At 46.1% G+C, this 21,724-nt stretch carries 20 protein-coding genes; 4 read left to right on the forward strand and 16 right to left on the reverse strand.

Going from position 1 to position 21,724, the window contains the following annotated elements:
* Positions 1-71: 71 nt before the first annotated feature.
* From B2W60_RS12570 to B2W60_RS12600, 7 genes are all read right to left on the reverse strand, one after another.
* A complete protein-coding gene (locus tag B2W60_RS12570) occupies positions 72-1,328 on the reverse strand; it encodes a Shedu anti-phage system protein SduA domain-containing protein (protein WP_292361271.1) in 1,257 nt (418 codons plus the stop codon).
* Between the two features lie 69 nt (positions 1,329-1,397).
* On the reverse strand, positions 1,398-2,033 hold the full coding sequence (locus B2W60_RS12575) for a hypothetical protein (RefSeq protein ID WP_292361272.1): 636 nt from the start codon (positions 2,031-2,033) through the stop codon (positions 1,398-1,400).
* Between the two features lie 524 nt (positions 2,034-2,557).
* Positions 2,558-3,280: a phosphate signaling complex protein PhoU gene (gene phoU, locus B2W60_RS12580; protein WP_292361273.1), complete on the reverse strand. Its 723-nt coding sequence runs from the start codon at positions 3,278-3,280 to the stop codon at positions 2,558-2,560.
* 34 nt (positions 3,281-3,314) lie between these two features.
* Entirely contained in the window at positions 3,315-4,211 is an 897-nt protein-coding gene (pstB, locus tag B2W60_RS12585; RefSeq protein WP_292361274.1) for a phosphate ABC transporter ATP-binding protein PstB, read from the reverse strand.
* An 11-nt stretch (positions 4,212-4,222) separates the two neighbouring features.
* Positions 4,223-5,497, reverse strand: coding sequence for a phosphate ABC transporter permease PstA (pstA, locus tag B2W60_RS12590; protein ID WP_292361275.1), 1,275 nt, complete (start codon positions 5,495-5,497; stop codon positions 4,223-4,225).
* A complete protein-coding gene (gene pstC / locus B2W60_RS12595) occupies positions 5,490-6,878 on the reverse strand; it encodes a phosphate ABC transporter permease subunit PstC (RefSeq protein ID WP_292361276.1) in 1,389 nt (462 codons plus the stop codon). The genes pstA and pstC overlap by 8 nt, the downstream gene beginning before the upstream one ends.
* 140 nt (positions 6,879-7,018) lie before the next feature.
* Positions 7,019-8,062: a substrate-binding domain-containing protein gene (locus tag B2W60_RS12600; protein WP_292361277.1), complete on the reverse strand. Its 1,044-nt coding sequence runs from the start codon at positions 8,060-8,062 to the stop codon at positions 7,019-7,021.
* A gap of 285 nt (positions 8,063-8,347) precedes the next feature.
* On the opposite strand from B2W60_RS12600, the gene radC reads away from it, so the two are divergent.
* From radC to B2W60_RS12615, 3 genes are all read left to right on the forward strand, one after another.
* Positions 8,348-9,022, forward strand: a complete 675-nt coding sequence (radC, locus tag B2W60_RS12605) for a RadC family protein (RefSeq protein ID WP_292361278.1) — start codon at positions 8,348-8,350, stop codon at positions 9,020-9,022.
* Positions 9,023-9,148: 126 nt separating this feature from the next.
* Positions 9,149-11,176 carry a TonB-dependent receptor gene (locus tag B2W60_RS12610; protein ID WP_292361279.1) on the forward strand — a complete coding sequence of 676 codons (2,028 nt, stop codon included), beginning with the start codon at positions 9,149-9,151 and terminating at the stop codon, positions 11,174-11,176.
* Positions 11,177-11,251: 75 nt separating this feature from the next.
* Positions 11,252-12,388, forward strand: a complete 1,137-nt coding sequence (locus B2W60_RS12615) for a PepSY-associated TM helix domain-containing protein (RefSeq protein ID WP_292361280.1) — start codon at positions 11,252-11,254, stop codon at positions 12,386-12,388.
* Positions 12,389-12,396: 8 nt separating this feature from the next.
* Here the strand turns inward: B2W60_RS12615 and B2W60_RS12620 are convergent, their stop codons facing one another.
* From B2W60_RS12620 to B2W60_RS12640, 5 genes are all read right to left on the reverse strand, one after another.
* Positions 12,397-13,134, reverse strand: coding sequence for a cytochrome b/b6 domain-containing protein (locus B2W60_RS12620; protein WP_292361281.1), 738 nt, complete (start codon positions 13,132-13,134; stop codon positions 12,397-12,399).
* Between the two features lie 97 nt (positions 13,135-13,231).
* Positions 13,232-13,669 carry a hemerythrin domain-containing protein gene (locus tag B2W60_RS12625; RefSeq protein WP_292361282.1) on the reverse strand — a complete coding sequence of 146 codons (438 nt, stop codon included), beginning with the start codon at positions 13,667-13,669 and terminating at the stop codon, positions 13,232-13,234.
* Positions 13,666-14,499, reverse strand: a complete 834-nt coding sequence (locus B2W60_RS12630) for a thymidylate synthase (protein WP_292361283.1) — start codon at positions 14,497-14,499, stop codon at positions 13,666-13,668. The genes B2W60_RS12625 and B2W60_RS12630 overlap by 4 nt, the downstream gene beginning before the upstream one ends.
* Before the next feature lie 247 nt (positions 14,500-14,746).
* Positions 14,747-15,685, reverse strand: a complete 939-nt coding sequence (locus B2W60_RS12635) for a sigma 54-interacting transcriptional regulator (RefSeq protein ID WP_292361284.1) — start codon at positions 15,683-15,685, stop codon at positions 14,747-14,749.
* A 15-nt stretch (positions 15,686-15,700) separates the two neighbouring features.
* Positions 15,701-16,456 (reverse strand): sulfite exporter TauE/SafE family protein, encoded by a 756-nt coding sequence (locus B2W60_RS12640; protein WP_292361285.1) that lies wholly within the window; start codon positions 16,454-16,456, stop codon positions 15,701-15,703.
* Between the two features lie 319 nt (positions 16,457-16,775).
* Between B2W60_RS12640 and B2W60_RS12645 the strand changes: the two genes are divergently transcribed.
* A complete protein-coding gene (locus B2W60_RS12645) occupies positions 16,776-17,180 on the forward strand; it encodes a c-type cytochrome (RefSeq protein WP_292361286.1) in 405 nt (134 codons plus the stop codon).
* Positions 17,181-17,225: 45 nt separating this feature from the next.
* Here the strand turns inward: B2W60_RS12645 and B2W60_RS12650 are convergent, their stop codons facing one another.
* The 4 genes from B2W60_RS12650 to phoR all read right to left on the reverse strand — a co-directional run bounded on the left by B2W60_RS12650 (position 17,226) and on the right by phoR (position 21,720).
* On the reverse strand, positions 17,226-17,759 hold the full coding sequence (locus B2W60_RS12650) for a hypothetical protein (protein ID WP_292361287.1): 534 nt from the start codon (positions 17,757-17,759) through the stop codon (positions 17,226-17,228).
* A 54-nt stretch (positions 17,760-17,813) separates the two neighbouring features.
* The gene (gene ppx / locus B2W60_RS12655) at positions 17,814-19,319 is read right to left on the reverse strand and encodes an exopolyphosphatase (RefSeq protein ID WP_292361288.1); all 1,506 of its coding nucleotides are present in this window, start codon (positions 19,317-19,319) and stop codon (positions 17,814-17,816) included.
* Between the two features lie 201 nt (positions 19,320-19,520).
* A complete protein-coding gene (gene phoU / locus B2W60_RS12660; protein WP_292361289.1) occupies positions 19,521-20,228 on the reverse strand; it encodes a phosphate signaling complex protein PhoU in 708 nt (235 codons plus the stop codon).
* Positions 20,229-20,430: 202 nt separating this feature from the next.
* Positions 20,431-21,720 carry a phosphate regulon sensor histidine kinase PhoR gene (gene phoR / locus B2W60_RS12665; protein ID WP_292361290.1) on the reverse strand — a complete coding sequence of 430 codons (1,290 nt, stop codon included), beginning with the start codon at positions 21,718-21,720 and terminating at the stop codon, positions 20,431-20,433.
* Positions 21,721-21,724 lie beyond the last annotated feature (4 nt).

Raw genomic sequence — 21,724 nt, forward strand, 5'->3', positions numbered from 1 at the left:
ACACCAAATATCTTCCAATCTTTGATTATTAACTGACTAAAATATCAAGTTTGCTGACACCTTGAAACTCTTCATAATTTTGTTGTGTTAGCTGTAGTTGCAGCAGCCTCAAATCGAGCCAATCGATCAATGTAATAGTCCCAGTCACGTAAAACTATACCGTGAGGTTTCATAAACTCCCGTAACAAGTTCCAAGATCTTCGGTCAAAATCAGGCTGTTTATCACTTCCCACAACAAGTAAATAGTTGTAGATCCAATCATCAGGTTTTTCTAGATACGCATTAATTTGGCTACCAAACGGTCCGGAGCATATATGCTTATAATGTTGTATTTGAAATTGAGCTGCTACTTCTTGCGCTGAGGGAAGTTGGTAATGTGTTTCTTTTGTTTTTACTAAAAGTCTCTTGCTAGCTGCTTCAATTTCTACAACCAGCGACGACTGGTCATATTTTTCGTAAATAAAATCCGGACGAACCTTTCTAACTATTTCTGAAACTACTCCATCATCTCCAGCAGTTCTCTCCACATACTGCAAAGTCTTTTCTGGATCCACAGCTGAATAATCTACTTCATCAAGTAAAATCCAGGGGTATTCCTCGATGACCTTTTGGATTTCTTTCTCGTTTTCAGAATTAATCGCGGCAATACTTTTTTCTAAACGGTTTCTGGCTTTTCGATAAATAATAGCTGGATCTTCGTCAGTTATACCAGCAGTTTTGAAAATAATATCGGCTATTCCTTTTGCAGCGATATAAGGATCCTCATCTAGACCAGCAAGAACATTTAGGCCTATTGACGAAGAGACTATGCTGACTATCCAAGGGGGCGTTGGTGGAGGGCTTTCAAAATTTCTATAGCCGGGGCTCTCATGTACCTGTTTTGCCTGAGCAGTGGATAGCCCCTTTAAAAGCAGAGGAGCCAAGGCAATAAAGGAGCTATCTTTTTCTGTAGGAATAACTCTTAAAAAATTTCCATTGTTTTCTACACCAAGTTGCATTTTAGCATTCCCCGCTAGATGCTTCGCAATAGCTGATGCAGCAACCTTATCTCCTGACTTAAAATCGTTGTTATTCCATTTTGCTATTGCTGCTTGAGCGAAACTTACATTCCTTTTGGTTGAAACCTGAGCACCAATCCACTTAGGAATAATCCTTACAACCATACCGTCACGGGTGAGATATATGATTGTGCTGAATTTATCTTTATCAATCCCGCCCCAATAATCAGAGAGCTTTCCTTTATGGATTCTTAAATGCACTTCTAATGCCGAAGTAAAGTCGATGAAATACTTCTCAATAATGTTTTTTTCTTCTTCAGAGAAGCTCATGTAATTTCAATCCCCATCGCCTAACGCTTTGCTTTGCGGGCGCATAAGGCGATCCGAAACAGCAACTTGTTATGGTTTTCTGTGCATAAGATCATAGTATTGCCGGTCAAATGAGGTGATTTTAACTGCGACCCATCTAGCCACATCGGGGTTTGAAAGAAGATCTGTAACCCAGCTAGAGCATTCATCTTCACCCCATGATGCCTCGCTTTTAATACCTAGCTGTCTCATTAGTGCTTCAATTCTCCTAGATGGGGCTTCGTCCTTACCAAGCAGGTCGCCCTTATAATGCACAAGTTCGTTTCTTAATGATGTGATCGTTTCAAATGATTGGAAAGGGGCTTCTCCATGACTCCATTTGCGCCCCCCAGTCAGGGAGGAAATTCTGTTCCATTTTTCTGGAACAGAAGTATGCCGCTCACTTTCCTTTATTTCACCCCAGCGCTTTCCTTCCCGTGAGCATTCATTAAAAAACATTCGTGATATCGCAATCTCTTCGTTAAGCTTGGCTTCCAGGTAACAGGCAGCATTAACGATACTAGATGTGGAATAAATCATGACTTCCTTCTCGCTATCGGTTTGCTTTGCAAGCTCAGCAAACTTTTTACAGCCGGCCAAAAAATCAACTGAAAAAGGGTGCATAGCAGCTTTTATTGGAAGGCCTGCACAGCCTTCTAAGACGTCATCTTCTTCGTTAGTGGTCATGATCTACAATCCATAACAGTCTGTTAATAAGGTCTGCGACCTCAAAATAATTATTAATGAGAATGGATCATAATTATTTAGCAAATCCATCCATCGATGTTAAGCAATTGAAAATTAATCACTTATATTTAGGCAACTATAACCAAAATAATGGATCGTAAATGATTCACGATTCATTACGGTTGATTTACGCTGGCGATTTTCTTTGTGTCAATCAAGGACTGGCCGACAGGTGAAAAGCTGATTCAATCAAATGCGGTGGCATTATCGGATGCCGAGCTGCTGGGTATCTTAACTTTATGCTGGTGTTTAATGGGATTTCGGCTGTGGATTTAGCCTGATGGGTTCAAGCGGTCAGCCATTGCCGCTTTTGATCCAGGCATACTGGCAAATACTGAAAAATATGCTTAACTAAACTAATAAATGTTCATTAAAAAACAGGGTTATTGATAAGGGGAAATAGCGTTTCAGAACTTAAAAAAACTGCAGGAATATGATAAATTCCTGCAGCTTTTCGTGAGTTATTAGCGGCCAACGAGTTTTTCTGTATCTTCTACGGGCGTGTGACGGATATCCTCGCCTTCAACCATAAAAATGACATGTTCAGAAATATTGCAGGCATGGTCGCCCACCCGTTCAAGCGCCCGCAACACCCACATCACTGACATGCAGCGAGAAATATTACGGGTATCTTCCATCATGAAAGTCAGTAAGCTCCGGGTAGCCGCTTTGTATTCTTCGTCTACTATTTTATCTTCCTTCATCACCCGTAATGCCAGCTCGGAGTCAAGCCGGGCAAAAGCATCCAGGGCATCGTTGAGCATTTCAAGTACGTGATTAGAAATATGACGAACTTCAACGTAACCACGGGGAGCCTGACCCTCCTCGGATAATGCCAAAGCTGATTTGGCAATTTTCTTGGCTTCGTCCCCGACCCTCTCCAGATCAGCAACCATTTTCATCACGGCAATCACCAGACGAAGATCTATAGCAGCCGGCTGACGACGAGCGATGATACGGACAGCTTCATCATCAATTTCCAGCTCCAGCTTATCGACAATTTTATCATTGTTGCGTACTTCATCGGCCCTAAAGCCATCGCCATCCATCAGTGCAGCTATCGCATTTGTAAGCTGGTCTCTGACCATATAGCCCATTTTCAGGAAGTCGGCATTCAGGGAAGCAAGGTCTTCATTGAACTCATGAGACGTGTGACCTCCGTAGACACTATTATTATCTTTCTTCATAGCAAAATTCTCCAAAAGCACGTAAAAGTGTGGCTTAGCCGAAACGGCCAGTAATATAGGACTCGGTCAGTTCATGCTCGGGAGACGTGAACACCTTGCTTGTTTCGTTAACTTCTACCAGGTGCCCCAGATGGAAATACGCAGTCCGGCTGGATACCCGGGCGGCTTGCTGCATAGAGTGCGTCACAATAATAATGGTGTAACTTTCTGATAATTCAGAGATTAACTCTTCAACTTTCGCTGTGGCAATGGGATCAAGTGCTGAACATGGCTCATCCATTAAAACCACTTCAGGGCTAACAGCAATGGCACGGGCGATACATAAACGCTGTTGCTGACCGCCTGACATACCTGTGGCAATGGAATGCAGACGATCTTTCGCTTCATTCCATAAACCCGCCTTACGCAGGCTGTCTTCAACAATGTCATCCAGTTCCGACTTACGATTGGCGAGCCCATGAATTCGCGGGCCATAGGCCACATTGTCATAGATCGACTTTGGAAACGGGTTCGGTTTTTGAAATACCATGCCTACCCGGGCCCGTAATTCAACCACGTCTTTTTTGGAATGGTAGATGTCTTCATCATCGAGCATTAATTGCCCTTTAACCCGGCAAATATCGATGCTGTCATTCATCCGGTTAAGACACCGTAGAAATGTTGATTTACCGCAACCCGAAGGTCCGATAAACGCAATAACTTCATTACGACCAATATCCAAGCTGACATTTTTTATGGCGCGTTCTTGTCCATAGAACACTTCCACGTTGCGAAGCTTAAACTTGGGATCATCCGCAAACGGCTTACCGACTGTTTTTCCTTCTTCAACTTTCGCAGACTGCGCACCAGCATCCTCAACAGGGCGATTAACAGGTGTACTCATTTCTTGTGGCTCCAAAGGTTCGCTAATAAGCGTATCGTTCATATTCATTGTTTTCTCCATTACCAACGGCGTTCAAGGCGCTTGCGCAACCAGATAGCCAATGCATTCATACTTAACAGGAATGCCAGCAGCACCATAATGGCCGCCGACGCGCGTTCAATGAAGGCCAGTTCGGGGCTGCCTGCCCACAAGAAAACCTGCACAGGCAACACAGTAGCGGCGTCAAAGAACCCTTCGGGAATTTCAACGATAAAGGCCACCATACCTATCAACAGCAACGGTGCTGTTTCACCCAGAGCCTGAGCCATACCGATAATCGAACCGGTCAGCATGCCGGGCATCGCCAGCGGTAATACGTGATGTAATACCACCTGCATTTTAGAGGCACCCACTCCTTCAGCCGCTTCACGGATTGAAGGCGGCACACTTTTGATCGCCGCACGACTGGAGATAATGATGGTTGGCAGCGTCATCAATGTGAGTACCAGGCCACCGACAAACGGGACAGAGCGAGGCATGCCAAACAGATTGATAAACACCGCCAAACCCAGCAAACCAAAGATGATCGATGGTACTGCGGCCAGGTTGTTGATGTTGACCTCGATAAAGTCGGTGATCCTGTTTCTCGGGGCAAATTCTTCCAGATAAATCGCCGCCGCCACACCGATAGGGAATGACAATACCAGGGTGACAAACATAACTAACAGCGAACCGACGATAGCACCAAGCACCCCGGCTCTGGCAGGGTCACGTGAATCGCCACTGGTGAAAAACACGTCGTTGAAACTGGTTTCTATGACGCCTTTATCGCGTAACTTATCCACATACTGCTGCTGTTCCTCCGACAACTTAATGGAATAAGCCTCATTGCCTTTATGCTTGTTGTACACATCAACATTACTGTGCGCCAGAAAGGTAATGGTTTGGGTTGTGCCCATCCAGTCCGGATTGGCAACCAATTCATCCCGAAGCTGACTCGATGCATACGGATTAATCAGGCCGCGCAGTTTGCCCCGATCTTCCTCAGTAGCCTCTGGCAATATTTCTGACAGACTCTGAATCAGAGGCTCTACAAAATCGGCCATACGCACTGCATCTGGATCGGTGGGATCCTCCAGATACATCGTCTCGGCGTTCATTTCGACATCCAGGGTAATGGTTGTCTTCAGAAAACCGGTATGGCCTTTGTTAATAATATCCGCGAATAAAACTATCAGCGAAGCTAATGCAATGGTAATGGCCAGAATGCCGTATGCCCGGAAACGCTTCTCCTTTCGGTAGCGTTTTTTCAGCGATTTATGGACAATTTCTGCCTGTTTTTTAGGATCAATCATATTGCTCTCTGTATTTACGAACGATCTTAAGGGCAATCACGTTTAACAGTAGCGTGACGATAAACAGCATCGCACCTAACGCAAACGCAGCAAGTGTTTTGGGACTATCAAATTCCTGATCACCTATTAACAGGGTCACAATCTGGACCGTCACAGTGGTGACAGACTGTAGCGGATTCGCCGTCAGATTGGCGGCAAGCCCCGCGGCCATTACCACAATCATGGTTTCACCGATAGCCCGGGAAGCCGCCAGCAATATTCCCCCCATAATGCCGGGCAATGCCGCTGGGAAAATGACTTTTTTCATGGTCTCGGATTGGGTAGAGCCCAATGCCAGCGATCCATCCCGCAACGATTGAGGTACGGCATTAATGACGTCATCAGAAAGCGACGAAACGAAAGGAATAATCATGATCCCCATGACCAGACCTGCCGCCAGTGCACTCTGGGAAGAAGCATTCATACCCAGTGTTTGTGCAAAATTAGCGATGAAGGGGGCCACTGTCAAAGCAGCAAAAAAACCATAAACAACTGTGGGAACACCGGCCAGCAATTCCAGCAAAGGCTTCACCACACTACGAACGTGTTTGTTGGCATATTCCGACAGATAGATAGCGGAAAACAGCCCAACTGGCACGGCTACCAGCAACGCAATTGCCGAAATCAGCAACGTACCAGTGAACAACGGAATCATGCCAAAAGCACCGCCTGAACCAACCTGGTCCGCCCTAAGCGCGACCTGTGGACTCCAGCTGGTGCCGAAAAAGAAATCGGTAAAAGACACCATCCCAAAAAAACGGACAGTTTCAAAGAACACAGAAAACACAATGCCGACGGTGGTCATAATCGCCACTGCAGCACAGGAAAAGAAAAACCAGCGCAGAATTCTCTCAACCTGCTCTCTGGCATTCAGCTTCGGCTGTATCCGATACCAGCCCACAAAACCCGCCAGTACAGCAATGGAGAGCACTAACATTGTCATATAAGTGTTGCTGTTTTGTCGCAGGTTCGTAAGTAACTCAGCCGCATTGACCAGTGAAGCGTCAACCGAACCTGACGACAAGGCACCACTGGCAATGTTATTGATTTGCGACATCAATAGACTGGCTTCACCGGGAGAGGCAGGAACAATTTCTGGTGCCAGCGTTCCGAGAACCAGCATTTGAATGATTTGGTTTTCAAATGAGGCCCATAACACCAGAATGATGAGGGCTGGTATGCCACACCACAACGCAGCACGAACAGCGTAATAGCCGGGGAGAGACTTAAGGTGGCGAACGCCGCCCAACGGTCTGGCCAATGCCTTTGATCTAAAATACCCCAGCACGTAAGCGGTAAAGATAAGTGCCAGGGTTAAAAAAAACAGATTAGCGGGTTGCATGCTATTTCCTATCTGCTACTAAGGGATTTTTTAAAGCTTTACTCTTTAAAAGCACGAGTTTATTTCTACCTTGCTGAAATGGAAAGGATACGAACCATCTAAAATGATTCGTATCCTTGTTATACCATTGAACTTATTAATTATTTAAGATCATCTGCAGTCAGATTAGGCATTTCTTTCAACTTCTTCTGCAGGTCCATCAATGCGTCACGTGTTGGCACAATCAGACCGACATCTTTCAGGTAGCCATTAGGACCCATTGCCGCCGGGCTAACAAACTCAGCCGCATACTCAGCGATACCCGGAACAACACCAATGTGTGCTTTCTTAACGTAGAAGAACATTGAACGGGCAACTGGATATTTATCTTCAGCAATCAGTTCAGGTTCTGGAGCAACGCCATCTAGCTTAGCTGCTTGCAGACGATCAGCATTTTCTTCCAGGAAACTGTAACCGAAAACACCATAGATGTTTTTATCACCAACCAGCTTTTGTACGATCAGATTGTCGTTTTCGCCCGCTTCGATAAACGCACCATCTTCACGAATGCTTTCACAAATCGCAGCATGTTCTTCTTCAGCAAGTTCAGCAGCTTCCGGTAATGTGTCACAACCCGCAGCCAGCGCTAATTCATTGAATGAGTCACGTGTACCAGAAGTTGGAGGAGGCCCCATTACAACGATTTTTTTGTTTGGCAGACTGGAATCAATATCGCTCCAGTTTTGATAAGGGTTTTTAACCCACTTACCATCAACCGGCACTTTTTCACCCAGCGCCAGGAACAATTGCTGCAGTGTCAAATCCATGTGCTCAGCTTCTTTTGAACTGGCGATGACGATGCCGTCAGAACCAATACGGAATTCGGTAATTTCTTCAACACCATTGCTCTTACACAACTCAAGCTCAGATGCCTTGATACGACGTGAAGCGTTAGTGATATCAGGATGGTTGGTACCAATGCCCTGGCAGAAAATTTTCAAACCACCACCTGAACCGGTTGATTCCAATTTAGGGGTAGGAAAGTCGCCTTGATTACCAAAACGTTCCGCAACAACCGTTGCAAACGGGTAAACAGTGGAAGAGCCGACGATATTGATAGTGTCGCGAGCCATAGCCGGTACAGAAATAGCAGCAAGGCTACCTGCAAGGGCGATAGATGTAAGTGCTGTTTTCAGTTTGCTCACCTTAAAACTCCTTCATTCGCTTAAAGTTGTGTTAGCTATCTTTTAGTACTGAAAATCAGAAACAATTTAATTCTCAGACTAACCGGAACATCAGAACCGATTCGTGGAGAATAAAGTGACAGTGTGACAACTTTATGACATTCAGTGAAATAACCTATTTAGGAGAATTATCATCCAGACAACCAGTCTGGGTGGAGATGTGACAACCCTCACTCCTAAACCGGTTTGTATTTATCAGGCGTTATCGTTAAATTGTCATTTAAATGACATCGCAGGGAGCGAATCATGGCAATCAGGGACTGGCCGGCAGGTGAACGGCCGCGTGAAAAATTGCTGCAATCAGGCGCAGCAGCATTATCGGATGCCGAGTTACTGGCTATCTTTCTTCGAACCGGTGTGACGGGAATTTCGGCTGTCGATTTAGCCAGAAAACTGCTGGCTGATTTTGGTAGTCTGAGAGCTTTGCTGGAAGCGGATCATCACACGTTTTGTCAGCAACATGGTTTGGGTACGGCGAAGTTTGTGCAGTTGCAGGCGGTGCTGGAAATGAGCCGGCGGCATCTGGAATCGACATTGACGCGAGGTAATGCCTTTACTGACGCTGCAACTACCCGGCTCTATCTGCAACGCCAGTTACGCCATTTTCCTCATGAAGTCTTTGCCTGTCTGTTTCTCGATACCCGGCATCGCTTGATCAGTTTTGAGCCGTTATTTCGGGGCACCATTGATGGGGCCAGTGTGTATCCGCGTGAGGTGGTTAAGCAGGCATTGAAATATAATGCGGCGGCAGTGATTTTTGCCCATAACCATCCTTCAGGTGTGGCGGAGCCGAGTCAATCGGATATTCAAATCACCAAACGGTTACGCAGTGCGTTGGAGCTGGTGGATATTCGGGTGCTGGATCATATTATTGTTGGTGATGCGGAAACCACTTCATTAGCTGAATTGGGGCATTGTTAGCGTAAACTGGTTTAAATTAAGGCTTTTGCCACACCCTTAATGCATATCACCCATTTTTGCTGGCAAGCAGATCGTTATGCTTTTGGGATTGTAAAACCATCCCATTCATAAGATGCGACCCACATTATGACGATAACCAAAACACTTAAACCGATCAGTATTGCGCTTGCCGTGATTTATGCCAATGGCGTTTATGCCCAGACTTCAAACCTGCTGGATGATGCCAGCCTGACACTGGGTACCGTGGTGGTCAGTGGGGCTAGCGGCCCGATTTCCACCCGCAATTTACCCACTTCGGTGGATATTCTGGGTGCCGAGAAAATCCAGAATCAGGTGGTGACCAATAACTGGCAGATATTCGGGCAAATGCCGGGCATCATGCTGACCCAGTTTAATCAGGGCAATGTCTCGGGCAAGTTTTCGTTACGCGGTTTTAACGGTGAAGGTGAAATCAACGCCGTGAAGCTGCTGATTGATGGCATTCCGAGTAACAGCAATGACGGCAATATGCCGTATCTGGAGCTGACCAATCCATTGGATATCGAGGCGATTGAAGTGGTGCGTGGCACCAATGATCCACGTTATGGTCTGCACAATATCGCCGGTAACGCTGATGTGATTACCCGCATTGGTGGTAATTATCAGACCGCCCGTGCCAGTTATGGCAGCTTTGATACCCGCAATGTGCAATACGCTGCCGGGTTTGATAATGGGTTGTTTTCACAGAATTACACCGCCAGTTATCTGGATTCAACCGGCTATCGTGATCACAGTGATACCCAGCGATCATCGTTTGCCGGTAAATGGTTTTTCACTCCGGAAAGTGGCAATGCCCGTTTTGGTTTTATTGCCCGTCATCATAAAGCCGATGCCGAAGAAGCCGGCTATCTGACGTATGCTCAATCCCGCGATGATGACAGACAATCACCGGCACATAATGCCTTCGATCAGGGCGATCGCGAGTTGAATCAATTCAGTGCGCATATGGATATTGATTTGAATGAGGAACTGTATTGGGAAACCAAAGCCTACCTCAATCAGATTGACGACCGGCGTTATGTACGCTTCTCGGAAAATGTCTCGCAACAGGAACGCTATACCAAGGAAAATCATATTGGTGCATTAAGCACACTGACTTGGCGGCCAGAAGTCGACTGGGCCAATGAGTTTGCCCTGATGGGCGGTGTCAGTGCCGAGTTTCAGGATAACGAAAGTGATCGCTATCTAACCAACCAACGTATTCGACAGAGCCAGACGCGAGGTCAGCAATTTGATCTGGATATCTATGGTGCCTTTGTGCAGGCCGTGGTGAAACCCACCGCAAATTTAAAACTGGTGCCGGCCTATCGTGTGGAATCATTGCATGGCAGTTATACCAATGAACTTACCGATCAACGTTTTGATATCAACGATTATGGTCTGATTCATCAACCTAAATTTAGCGCTGTTTATTCATTTACCGACAATTACGCCGCTTATGCCAACTGGGGCAAAACCTTCCAGGTTGGAGTTGGGACCGGTACTTATCGGGTTGATAATGACCGTGATCTGGATCCTTCCATTAATGAAGGTTTTGAAATCGGTTTTAAATTCCGTCCTGTTTCATGGCTGGATGGACGGGTGGCCATCTGGCAGCAAACCGCTAGCAATGAAGCTCGGCGTGTGTTGAATGATCCGAATAACAGCAGTGAAAATATCGGTAAAACCGAGCGTCAGGGTATTGATCTGCAATTTAATGCTCAGGCAACCGATCAGCTTGCCTTATGGTTTGCCGCCTCACTGCAACGTTCAGAAATCCTCAAAGCAGATTCCGTGTCACCGGAAAGTAAAGGTCAGGAAATTGACCATGTACCCAATTATCTGCTTAATGCCGGTGTCGATTATCAGGCCACGCAAAAACTGGGATTATCTTTCTGGACTTCGGCTCAGGACAGCTATTATCTGGAACGCACCAATAGCACCCGTGAATTTGGTCAGTTCTTTTTAATGAATGCGTCAGCCAGTTATGCCGTAACGCCAAAAGTCCGCCTGGAACTGCAATTGAAAAATCTGGCAAATCGTTATTATGAATATGTGTGGTTTGATGGCACGCAATCGTTGCATTCACCGGGTGATGGGCGTGCTGTGTATGGCTCGGTTCAGGTAGACTTCTAGCCCATTACTTTTTTTGGTTGATTCGCTGTCACTATTCGACAGCGAATCAATAACGTCATTCGGATAAACCTCACCATGAAAAACGCCCGCCGCACTTGGCTGAGCATTCATTTAACTCTCGGTCTGAGTATCGGTGCCTTGCTGGTATTACTGGGGCTGACCGGCAGTATTCTGGTGTTTTATCTGGAAATCGATCAAATCATCAATCCGCAGATTGAACCGACAACGGTTCCTTATGAAATGCCTGCCCAACAGGACATTCTTGATGCCCTGCAACAGGCGCATCCGAGGCGCACCGATCCGTGGCGTATCGAACAGCCAATGCATGATGACTGGCCAATTATGGCGCGCTATTACACACCGGTTGAATCGGTTGGAAAAAACTTTGCGCCATTAATGCTGACAGTCGATCCGGTCACGCTGGAGGTGACCAGCTCCCGTTTGTGGGGCGATTATGCAATGACCTGGATTTACGATTTGCATTACAGTCTGCTGCTGGAAAAACCCGGTAAAATCGCCATTGGCATTATCGGGCTGATTTCTTTAATTTCGTTTATTTCCGGCATCTGGCTGTGGTGGCCGGGCTGGGGTGGTTTGAAACAGGCATTAAAACCGCAGCTTCGCTCAGGGAAAGCCCGGCTCAATTACGATCTGCATGTGCTGTCTGGTAGTTATGGTTTAGTGTTTTTGCTGATTTTAAGCCTGACCGGTGCAGCACTCGCTCTGCCGGATCAAACGGCCATGCTGGTTAAGCCATTTTCTGATCTAAGCAGCTCACCGAAAATTGCATTAAATCATTCAGAAAATGCGTCGCGAATTACGGCTGATCAAGCGGTCGAAATCGCCAGACAGCAATTTCCCCAAGCTGAATTACGTTGGGTTGAAACACCAGGGTTAAATAATCAGAAAGCCTGGCGGATAGCTTTGTATCAGGAGGGTGAACCCAGTCGACGTTTTCCCCGAACTCAAGTGTGGATTGATCCATTAACGGGAGAGATTCTGGCACTTCGTGACACCAAACAGGACACTGGTGGTGATGTGTTAATGCACTGGTTACATCCACTGCATAATGGCGAAGTGTTTGGCATGACCGGCCGGATTTTGGTGTTTATTGCTGGCTTTTTACCATTAATATTATTTGTGACCGGTCTGATTCGCTGGTTACAAAAACGCCGGGCCAGGCGACTGGTGACCAGTCGCCATTCAGCTTAACGGCTTATTTAATCCGCATCAAACGGTTTTTCAGAATACACCTTATTACCGGTGATCATGCCTGACGTCAGGCCACTGCCCTCTTTCTTCTCGGCTCTGATAACCGCTGCAATATGCACCACAACTGAAATTATCAACAAGTAGAAAAAGTAAGTGTGCCAGCTGCGATACGGCGTACGGAAATCACGCATTTCCTGATAAGCCTCGGGATTAATACCGGTTTCTCTATCTCCCGGCACAATCAACGCCATGGACGCTTCATCCTGTGCCACCCAGGCTTTTATCTGCGAACCAAACGGTGGCATATAAAGATCGGTACTGCCCAATACCAAACCGGTGACACTTTGTGCTGTCATCAAAAACAACATCACCATAACGCTCCAGCGCCCTAGCGGATTATGACCAAGGAAATTGATTTTACGCTTGGTTTTGCCTGCTTCACGATAAGCAGCGTACTGTGCTTTATAAACTTTACCGAACGGCAAAATGGCTTTCCATCTGGCAAAACGATTGCCACAGAAAGCCCAGATGATGCGGACAACGATATTCAGAAAAAACACATAACCAATCCAGATATGGAGTGCTTTTAACAACACTTTATCTTCGCTCGATATACCTAAGTCACGGCTGAACATCATCACCAAACCGAGAGCGACTATCGGGATAAACGTTAACACCGCTACCCAATGAAAGATCCTGACCGGTCTATCCCAAACTCGATAAGATTTTAAACTTTGTTGTGTCATGCTTTATTCCTTGAATTCAACCCGTTCTATTCTCAGTCTATTAGCTTATTCTTAAAAGAGTCTTAAGCGTAATCAGACCCATGATGCAATCACGTATTTATGTCGTTACCCGACAATAATCACCTTTCCATTCATGCAAAAACGGCGTAATTTTTTCATGCAGTTCAAGATGCTGCTGCCACCAGTTTCTCAGACAAATCAATAATACCGTCGGATCGGCTTCTGAAATACCCTGTAAATAGCAGGCATCAAAGTCTCTTAAGGTTTTTTCCGCTTCCGCTTTGTATTGCTTCATTAATGGGCATTCCAAAGCTTCTAAAATTCCCTGCTCTGTCATGAAATGAAAATTCAGATAGTTCTTCAATATATGTACTGTGGGTTTTAGCTGCTGCAGCGTAAAACCTTGCTGGATAAAATAATGAAGCGAATTGATGATCGCCACTGCGCCCCGATGCTGTTCATCAATGATCGATTCGTGTTGCAGAAATTTGTCCTGCCAGACGATATAGAGTGGTTTCTGAGCTTTTTCGATCATACGGCTATGGGTGCTTTGATATGCGCTTGCGCTTCATAACCAACAATCTCAAAATCCTCGAATCGATAATCCAGTATCGAAGCCGGTTTACGATGAATTTTCAGCTTGGGTAATGGCCCCGGGGTACGTTTTAATTGCGTTTCGACCTGCTCGAAATGATTGCTGTAGATATGCGCATCACCAATGCTGAGCACAATTTCACCGACATCCAGATCGCATTGCTGTGCCAGCATATGCGTGAGGAAAGCCAGTGAGGCTGTGTTGTAAGGATTGCCGAGAAACAGATCATTTGAACGAATATATAAAGATGCGCTGAGCTTACCGTTGGCCACATAGAACTGATACAGAACATGACAAGGTGGCAGCGCCATTCTGCCCGCCGCTGCATTTTCCCAGGGCTTTTGTTTTTCATCTGGTAATAAGGCAACATTCCAGCCGTTGATTATATGACGACGACTGTCCGGGTTATTTTTCAGTCCCTCGACTAACGCCAGGATCTGATCATAGGTTTTACCATCAGCTCCTTGCCAGTTTCGCCATTGTGCGCCATAAACCGGGCCGAGTTCACCGTCCGGTGTCGCCCAGTCATCCCAGATTGATACGCCATTTTCTTTCAGATAACGAATATTGGTTTCGCCACTGAGAAACCACAGCAGCTCATGCAGAATACTGCGAATATGCAGTTTTTTGGTAGTCAGTAAGGGAAAGCCTTCCGCCAAATCATAACGAACCTGCCGTCCAAAAACGGACCGGGCACCGGTACCGGTCCGGTCGCCTTTATCGACGCCATTTTCAATCACATCGCGAAGTAAATCGAGATACTGTTTCATGCCTGTTTACTCATTTATTGCCGTGCCGCTACTGTAAACTATCGGCACTTTTTTCGCACGGACTAGGACCTGTTGATCAGTCATTGCCACCACTATTGAAAGCTATTTTTTTGTCCATCAAGGCGGAAATGTTGCAATGTCGTTGTTCAGCATAAATTTATTCCCAACACAGTTGGTCGGAAAAATGGTCCCAGCCCTACGGGTTGAGGCGGCGATGAAAGATAAACAGACAAGGCCAGGCTGATAATTATCTGGCTTCGTCAGACAGACCGTATTTCTGCATGCGATAAAGCAGCGTATCGCGGGTAATGCCTAACAGTCTGGCAGCCTTGGAACGATTTCCGGCAGCCATTTCCAGTGCCTGTTCAATCAGGTCCAGCTCCAGCTGCGCCAGATCGATCCCTTCTGGCGGAATATGAAATTGCTGGGTGGCAGATGCAGATTTCTGCTGCATTTCTGCGGGCAGATCTGCCAGCTGCACCATGCTGCCGGGCTGCAATAAACTCAGCCGCTGACAGAAATTGGATAGTTCACGGACATTTCCTGGCCAATCATAGCGTTGTAATTGATATAGGGTTTCTTTGGCAAAGCGCAGTGGTGCATTGTTGCCGGCAAATTGTTTGGCAAAATACGTTAACAACAGCGGTATATCTTCATTGCGTTGCAGTAATGGTGGCAACTCCAGAGGTACAACCTGCAGACGGTAATATAAATCTGCCCGGAATCGCCCAGCCTTGACTTCAGCTGGCAAATCCACGCTGGTAGCGGCCAGAATACGTGCATCAATTACATGTAATTTATGACTGCCTGCTAACTGGCATTCTCCGGCTTCCAGAAATCGCAACACTTTGGCCTGAACGCTTAATGGCAAGGCATCCACTTCATCCAGAAACACCGAGCTGCCCTGTGCGGCGAGTAATCGTCCCGGCTCAATCACTTCACCAGCAGCATTGGCACGTCCAAACAAATCCACTTCAGCCTCCTGCGCCGGCAAAGCGGCACAGTTAATGGTCACCATGGGTTTATCTGAGCGTCGGCTCAACTGATGCAGGCTTTGCGCCACCAACTCCTTGCCCGTCCCGGTAGCACCCGAAATCAGCACACTGGCATCACTCAGGGCAATCATCGGTAATACCCGCTGAAGATGGGTTATTTGAGGGGAATGGCCAATCATTTCTATTGTCATTCTGTCATACCCGACTTAGTGTTGGTGTCCGACATGTGAGTCATCATCAGCAGGTTCAGTTACCTGCTGCATCTCTGAGTGATCATGATGTTCATGTCCGCCATGCGGCCACAATAAAACCAGCAGAGCCATCATGATAATCATGATGCCAGCGAATTTACGAAACAGTAAATTACGGGCTAATGAGGCCAGCAAGCCGGCAAACATCCCGGCACCCATCACTGCCGGCAAGGTACCCAAACCAAATGCCAGCATCACCGATGCAGCGTATAAAGGATCACCTGTGGTTGCTGCTACTGCCAGTCCGGCATACACCAGACCACATGGTAGCCAGCCCCAGACTGCACCTAATAAAAAGGCCTGTTTTAAGGTGCGTACCGGGAGCAGTTTTTGGCCGATGGGCTGTAATTTTCGCCAGATAGGCGCACCGATTTTTTCAGCATGGGCAAACCTGGGGAACCAGCCGGCCAGATATAAGCCCATACCGATCATCACCAATACGGAGAGATAGCGTAAAAACGGCAAACCATCTATTTGTGCCAGTGGTGAAGCAACTAATCCGACAAGCCCTCCCGCAATGGCATAACTGAGTATGCGGCCAACGTTGTAATTCAACACAAATGGCAACATTTTGCGTGGCTGTTCACGAATGTGCGCCGGTAAGGTCAGTGTTAATGCACCGATAACGGAACCACACATGGCAATGCAATGTGCCGAGCTGAACAAACCAAGCAAAAAAGCCGTGATTAACGAAGTCGTAAGTGCATCCATTTATGTAACCTGAATTTCAACTAGCGGACAGATTAACACTTTAACCCTGTATTTTTTGTGTGATTTGACATACAAGAGCCGCAAAAAACACATTTTTCATTTATTAGCATTTACTAAACTATATTTGAAGGTTAAAGAGTATGCTGTTCAAAACAGATTGAATGGTACAGAACCATGTTAATTAACACAGCAGTTTCCAAATGACCGGAAGATTGAATCAGGGTTTTGACCGTTGTAATCGAACATTGACTATCCGTTGCCCGCATTAAAAGCGGATGACTCTCAATGACCTGATTATTGATATTTATGGGGGGACAATATGCAAAAAAATAGTCTAAAACCAAGTAGTTTAGCCATTATCGCAAGTCTGCTGGCTTTCAGCCCTTTCAGTCTTGCCGACGATAAGCCTTATACCGTAACCGATGGACAGGCTTTGGATAGTGCAACCTTTAATGGCTATAAACTTTATCGTAACTGGTGTGCCCGCTGTCATGGCACCTATGCACAAGGTATGGTGGGGCCCAATCTGGCGGATAGCTTGAATGTCATTTCCAAAGATGAATTTATCGCCTCTGTTACTCACGGCAAGATGGGACAAATCGGCATGATGCCAGCCTGGGAAAGTAATCCCCAGGTGATGGAAGGCATGGATCAAATTTATGCTTACCTGAAAGCCCGTGCTGATGGCGCAATTGGCGAGGTTAAACCCAGCAAAGCCAAGTAATCTGTCATGGTTGGCTCTGACGTTATGTCAGGGCCAACAGTCTTATTATTGTTGTATATGAAAAAGTGCCTGACGACGTTTTCCATCATCGGTGACAAAACGAAACTTCAGTGTGCTGGCAGATTGCAGCTGCTGCAGATTGACCGTTTCATCGTTCAAGACAAAATCAACAGTTTCAGCACGTCGATCGGCGGTAATTGTAGTAAATACATCGCGCTGTCTGACTTGCTGGAAACCTTTAGGTAAGGGCTGCGCCTTTCCTTTGATGAATAATTCATTAGCTGAAGGGGAAACGTCATAAAACACTGTTTGCCGGGCTTTAGCGGGTGAACCGCAACTCAAATTGCCATGTTCAAGAGAAACAGGTGTTTGCTCATCAAGCTGTAGCAGAATGAGTTCATTATGAGCAAAGCTGGCAGTATGTTTATCACTGATAATCAGCGACCCCCAATATTGACCATCTTTGGTTTGACTGATGGTAAAGCGATCGCCGGTTTCGCTCAGGTATAGCTGCTCTTCTGCCCAAAGCGGCAGGGATAACATCAAGCCTGAAACAAATACACAAACTGATCGCCACATAAAACCACCCTTATCTATAAGAGATTGACTGTTGCAGTGGAGTGAAATTCCAGATTAATCACGAATTTTCAGGCGAATATCAATTTCTTTTAGCTCCTGTCTTTCCTGCATCAAGTCCGCTTCAGTCAATGGATGTTCTTCCAGCCAGCCGGATGGCAGTGTCAATATCAGAGAATTACGATGCAAACTAAGGCCAACATGCGTATCGGTCTTTTCACTTCGACCTCGATTAAACACCAGTGACAAACGCAGCAAAATCGTCAATCGCATTGTGGCCTGCTGCATCTCATCGGACAGTTGTTTGATATGTTTACGTGGAAAACTCCGGCGCTGACCTCTCACCATCGCGGCAAGGGCTTGCTGCTCTTCTCTGGAAAACCCCGGCAGATCGGAGTTGGCAACTAAATAAGAAGAGTGTTTGTGATATTGATAGTGCGAAATCTCCAGCCCCACCTCATGGAGCTTGGCTGCCCATTGCAAGCGCTGCAATTGTTCTTCGGTATTGATTTCCCATTCGGCGGCAACCTGTTCATACAACTCGGTGGCCATTTTGCTGACCCGTTCGGCATGAGACTCATCCACATGATAACGACGAGCCAAAGCATTCACTGTGCGATCGCGTTCATCATCATGCTGAATACGACCTTGCAGATCGTAGAGCAATCCTTCACGTAATGCACCATCCGACACAATCATGCGTTCAATTTTCAATCGATCGAATGACGCTTTTAATACCGCAACCCCACCAGCCAGAACATTGGCTCGTTCGGGACCTAAACCTTCCAGTTGAAACTTGTCGTGATGACCGGCTTCCACCATATGGGCAATTATTTTATCCAGCGCTTCGGCGGTGATCACACCGTTTTCACTCCAGCTCTGGGCTGTCGCGATACTGGCCACTGTGCGAATAGTTCCGGAAGCACCGACTGCTTCGACCCAGCCCAGATTCTGGTATGGGCGCTGAATAGAGCGCAGCTTGATAGCAGCGGTTAATAAAGCAGCCTGCATGCGTAATTGACTGACCGTGCCATCTGTAAAAAACCGTTGAGTGAAACTGACACAGCCCATTTCCAGGCTTTCACGGCGCAATCCATCTAATCCTTCGCCGATAATATATTCGGTACTGCCGCCACCAATATCCATCACCAATCTACGACTATTATCAAACGCCAGTGATCGCGACACGCCCAGATAGATCAGTCGGGCCTCTTCCTCGCCGGTGACGATTTCAATAGGATGCCCCAGCGCCTGACGCGCCTTACGTAGAAATTCACGACTGTTTTCAGCCACCCTAAGGGTATTAGTTCCTACCACCCGAACTTTACCAGCAGGTAAATGACGAACACGCTCACCAAAACGCTCCAGACAAGCAATGGCACGGTCCTGGGCTTCATCAGACAGCTTATTTTGCTTATCCAGCCCGGCCCGCAACTGCACCATCTCCCGCAGCCGATCCATTATCTGGAAGTGGTCATCACGCAGGCGGGCAATAATCATATGAAAGCTGTTGGAACCCAGATCCACAGCGGCAAGTACATCAAAATCTTCAGGTGTTTCCATAATCTCAGCTTTGTTCTAGTTGCAAGCATTCTGCCTGACTCTTTTCTGTCATACCATTATTGATATTCAGGATGGTGCAGGAGAAGTATGGTTAATACCGTTGATATCATTCAAAGTCTAATCAAATGATGATTTAGGATCTGTTGTATACCAGGATAGGACTTGGGATATTAAGTAGGCTAGCCGAGAAACCACTTAATTTTATTTTTGTTTTATGACCTGTTCCATTTTATCAATACTCAAATGACGCACATCTTTGCCTTTGACAAGATATATGGTGTGTTCAGCAATATTGCGTGAATGATCGCCGATACGCTCCAAAGCCCGTGCTGACCACATCATATCGATAGCACGACTGATTTTTCGAGGATCTTCCATCATGTAAGTCATAAGCTGTCTTAACAGGCTTTCATACTCCTCATCAACACTGTTATCTTCACGGGCCACTTTCAACGCCAGGTCAGCATCCTGTCTGGCAAAAGCATCCAGCGAATCACGCAACATGGTTTCTACATGCATACCCAGCCTTCTTAACTCACGGTAATTTTTATTTGGGCGATCCTTTTCCGATAAATTAAGTGCCATTTTGGCTATCCGCACGGATTCATCACCCACACGCTCTAAATCGGTAATGATTTTTGAAATAACCGTCACCAGTCTCAGATCTCCGGCACTGGGTTGACGTAATGCAATGATACTGATGCAGCTTTCATCTGCAGCAAGATCGCATTTGTTGACCTCATCATCACCACTTATGACATCACGCGCTAAATCGGTGTCACCCGTCAATAATGCCTGCATCGCGTTGCTTACTTGTCTTTCAACCAGGCCTCCCATCGCTAATAATTGACTACGAATATCTTGTAATTGCTTTTCAAACTGCTGGGAAATGTGCTGATTGGTCAACATTAAAGATATCCTTGTAAGATCAATTTTTATGGATTGCAGAAGCGTTAATTTGTATTCGAGTTAAATTTTACAAATGATGATTATGAGTCATTAAGTTTGTGGACACTTAATATGAACAATTTGTTTTCAAACTGGGGCTATTTTATAGCAAAGGCGTTTCATTAATATCATTGTAAAACGTAATATTAATGACAGAAAATCATTAAATATCTGGGGCAGAAATTGCTTTTTCTGTTGGAAAAATACAGCGAAAAGCGGCGCCTTCCCCTAACTCACTTTGTATCTCCAGCCGACCTTTATGCCGACTGACAATATGTTTTACGATAGCCAGACCCAACCCCGTACCACCGCTTTCGCGATCCCGACCGTTATCCACACGATAAAAACGCTCAGTCAGCCGCTCCAGATGATGGCTCGCAATCCCGTCACCATCATCAATCACCTCAATGACACTTCCCTGCCCATCAACCGTCCAGTTAATCGTGATTTTGGTACCGGCGGGTGTGTATTTCACGGCATTAAAAACCAGATTTGAAATTGCGCTGCGTAATTCATCTACATCAGCCAATAACCATTTATCCGTCCGGCAATTTAATGTGATTTGATGATCCTGAAAACTATCAAGACGTTTCACATCATCAACAATACTTTGCAGTAATCTACTCACATCTGTCGGCACATGATGTAGAGGCTTGTCGCCCGTTTCAAGCTGAGATAAAGCTAACAAATCTTTGATCATCAGATGCATACGCAGGGTTTGCTGTTGCATGACGGGCAAAGCTTGACGCCACATGGCTGGATCACTATCAACATCAAAACTCTCAAGATAGCCACGTAAAACAGTTAAGGGGGTGCGTAACTCATGAGAAACATTGGCGACAAAATCCCGCCGCATTCGTTGTAACTTAATGGTCTGAGTGACGTCCCGGGCGATAAGAAGGCGATCATTATCAGCATACTCAACCAGTTTCAATTCCAGTTGGGTAGCCTGATTTTTAGGAGAGGTGATCTGCGTTGTTATATTTTTATCAATCGGCATATCCAATAGTTTATGAAACGCCGGATCACGCAACAGATTATTGACACGCAAATTTGCGTCACGAGGCCAATGAATACCCAACAGTGCTTTGGCAGATTGGTTCGCCCATTCAACCTGACCAAATTCACCGATAACAACAATACCATCAGGTATGGCTGCTGTCGCCGTTTTGAATCGTTTCAAATACCCGGTGAGTTTCTTTTTACGATTACTGTTCTGCAAGCGCATGCGCTCAATTTGGCGCCGAACATCATCAATCACACCATCTGCCGAAGGCGGGCGGTTTTTATTGGTTTTCAATAACCAGTTTTGTAAAAGTGTCCACTGCCATTGAAGCCATAATGCATAGATCAGTGCCGCCACAAACAAAAAGGGCATCATATGGCCCAGCACCAATCCCAGAAACCCGGCTAAGCTCAGCAGGGTAATTAAACGCCAATAATCCCATTGCATTCGA

The organism is Methylophaga sp. UBA2496, assembly GCF_002341635.1.
GTDB lineage: Bacteria > Pseudomonadota > Gammaproteobacteria > Nitrosococcales > Methylophagaceae > Methylophaga.

What these genes read in the sequence shown, in the direction of transcription:
- B2W60_RS12570 (WP_292361271.1), bottom strand. Translation starts at nt 1,328, where the DNA reads ATGAGCTTCTCTGAAGAAGAAAAAAACATTATTGAGAAGTATTTCATC.
- B2W60_RS12575 (WP_292361272.1), bottom strand. Translation starts at nt 2,033, where the DNA reads ATGACCACTAACGAAGAAGATGACGTCTTAGAAGGCTGTGCAGGCCTT.
- phoU (WP_292361273.1), bottom strand. Translation starts at nt 3,280, where the DNA reads ATGAAGAAAGATAATAATAGTGTCTACGGAGGTCACACGTCTCATGAG.
- pstB (WP_292361274.1), bottom strand. Translation starts at nt 4,211, where the DNA reads ATGAATATGAACGATACGCTTATTAGCGAACCTTTGGAGCCACAAGAA.
- pstA (WP_292361275.1), bottom strand. Translation starts at nt 5,497, where the DNA reads ATGATTGATCCTAAAAAACAGGCAGAAATTGTCCATAAATCGCTGAAA.
- pstC (WP_292361276.1), bottom strand. Translation starts at nt 6,878, where the DNA reads ATGCAACCCGCTAATCTGTTTTTTTTAACCCTGGCACTTATCTTTACC.
- radC (WP_292361278.1), top strand. Translation starts at nt 8,348, where the DNA reads ATGGCAATCAGGGACTGGCCGGCAGGTGAACGGCCGCGTGAAAAATTG.
- B2W60_RS12610 (WP_292361279.1), top strand. Translation starts at nt 9,149, where the DNA reads ATGACGATAACCAAAACACTTAAACCGATCAGTATTGCGCTTGCCGTG.
- B2W60_RS12615 (WP_292361280.1), top strand. Translation starts at nt 11,252, where the DNA reads ATGAAAAACGCCCGCCGCACTTGGCTGAGCATTCATTTAACTCTCGGT.
- B2W60_RS12620 (WP_292361281.1), bottom strand. Translation starts at nt 13,134, where the DNA reads ATGACACAACAAAGTTTAAAATCTTATCGAGTTTGGGATAGACCGGTC.
- B2W60_RS12625 (WP_292361282.1), bottom strand. Translation starts at nt 13,669, where the DNA reads ATGATCGAAAAAGCTCAGAAACCACTCTATATCGTCTGGCAGGACAAA.
- B2W60_RS12630 (WP_292361283.1), bottom strand. Translation starts at nt 14,499, where the DNA reads ATGAAACAGTATCTCGATTTACTTCGCGATGTGATTGAAAATGGCGTC.
- B2W60_RS12635 (WP_292361284.1), bottom strand. Translation starts at nt 15,685, where the DNA reads ATGACAATAGAAATGATTGGCCATTCCCCTCAAATAACCCATCTTCAG.
- B2W60_RS12640 (WP_292361285.1), bottom strand. Translation starts at nt 16,456, where the DNA reads ATGGATGCACTTACGACTTCGTTAATCACGGCTTTTTTGCTTGGTTTG.
- B2W60_RS12645 (WP_292361286.1), top strand. Translation starts at nt 16,776, where the DNA reads ATGCAAAAAAATAGTCTAAAACCAAGTAGTTTAGCCATTATCGCAAGT.
- B2W60_RS12650 (WP_292361287.1), bottom strand. Translation starts at nt 17,759, where the DNA reads ATGTGGCGATCAGTTTGTGTATTTGTTTCAGGCTTGATGTTATCCCTG.
- ppx (WP_292361288.1), bottom strand. Translation starts at nt 19,319, where the DNA reads ATGGAAACACCTGAAGATTTTGATGTACTTGCCGCTGTGGATCTGGGT.
- phoU (WP_292361289.1), bottom strand. Translation starts at nt 20,228, where the DNA reads ATGTTGACCAATCAGCACATTTCCCAGCAGTTTGAAAAGCAATTACAA.
- phoR (WP_292361290.1), bottom strand. Translation starts at nt 21,720, where the DNA reads ATGCAATGGGATTATTGGCGTTTAATTACCCTGCTGAGCTTAGCCGGG.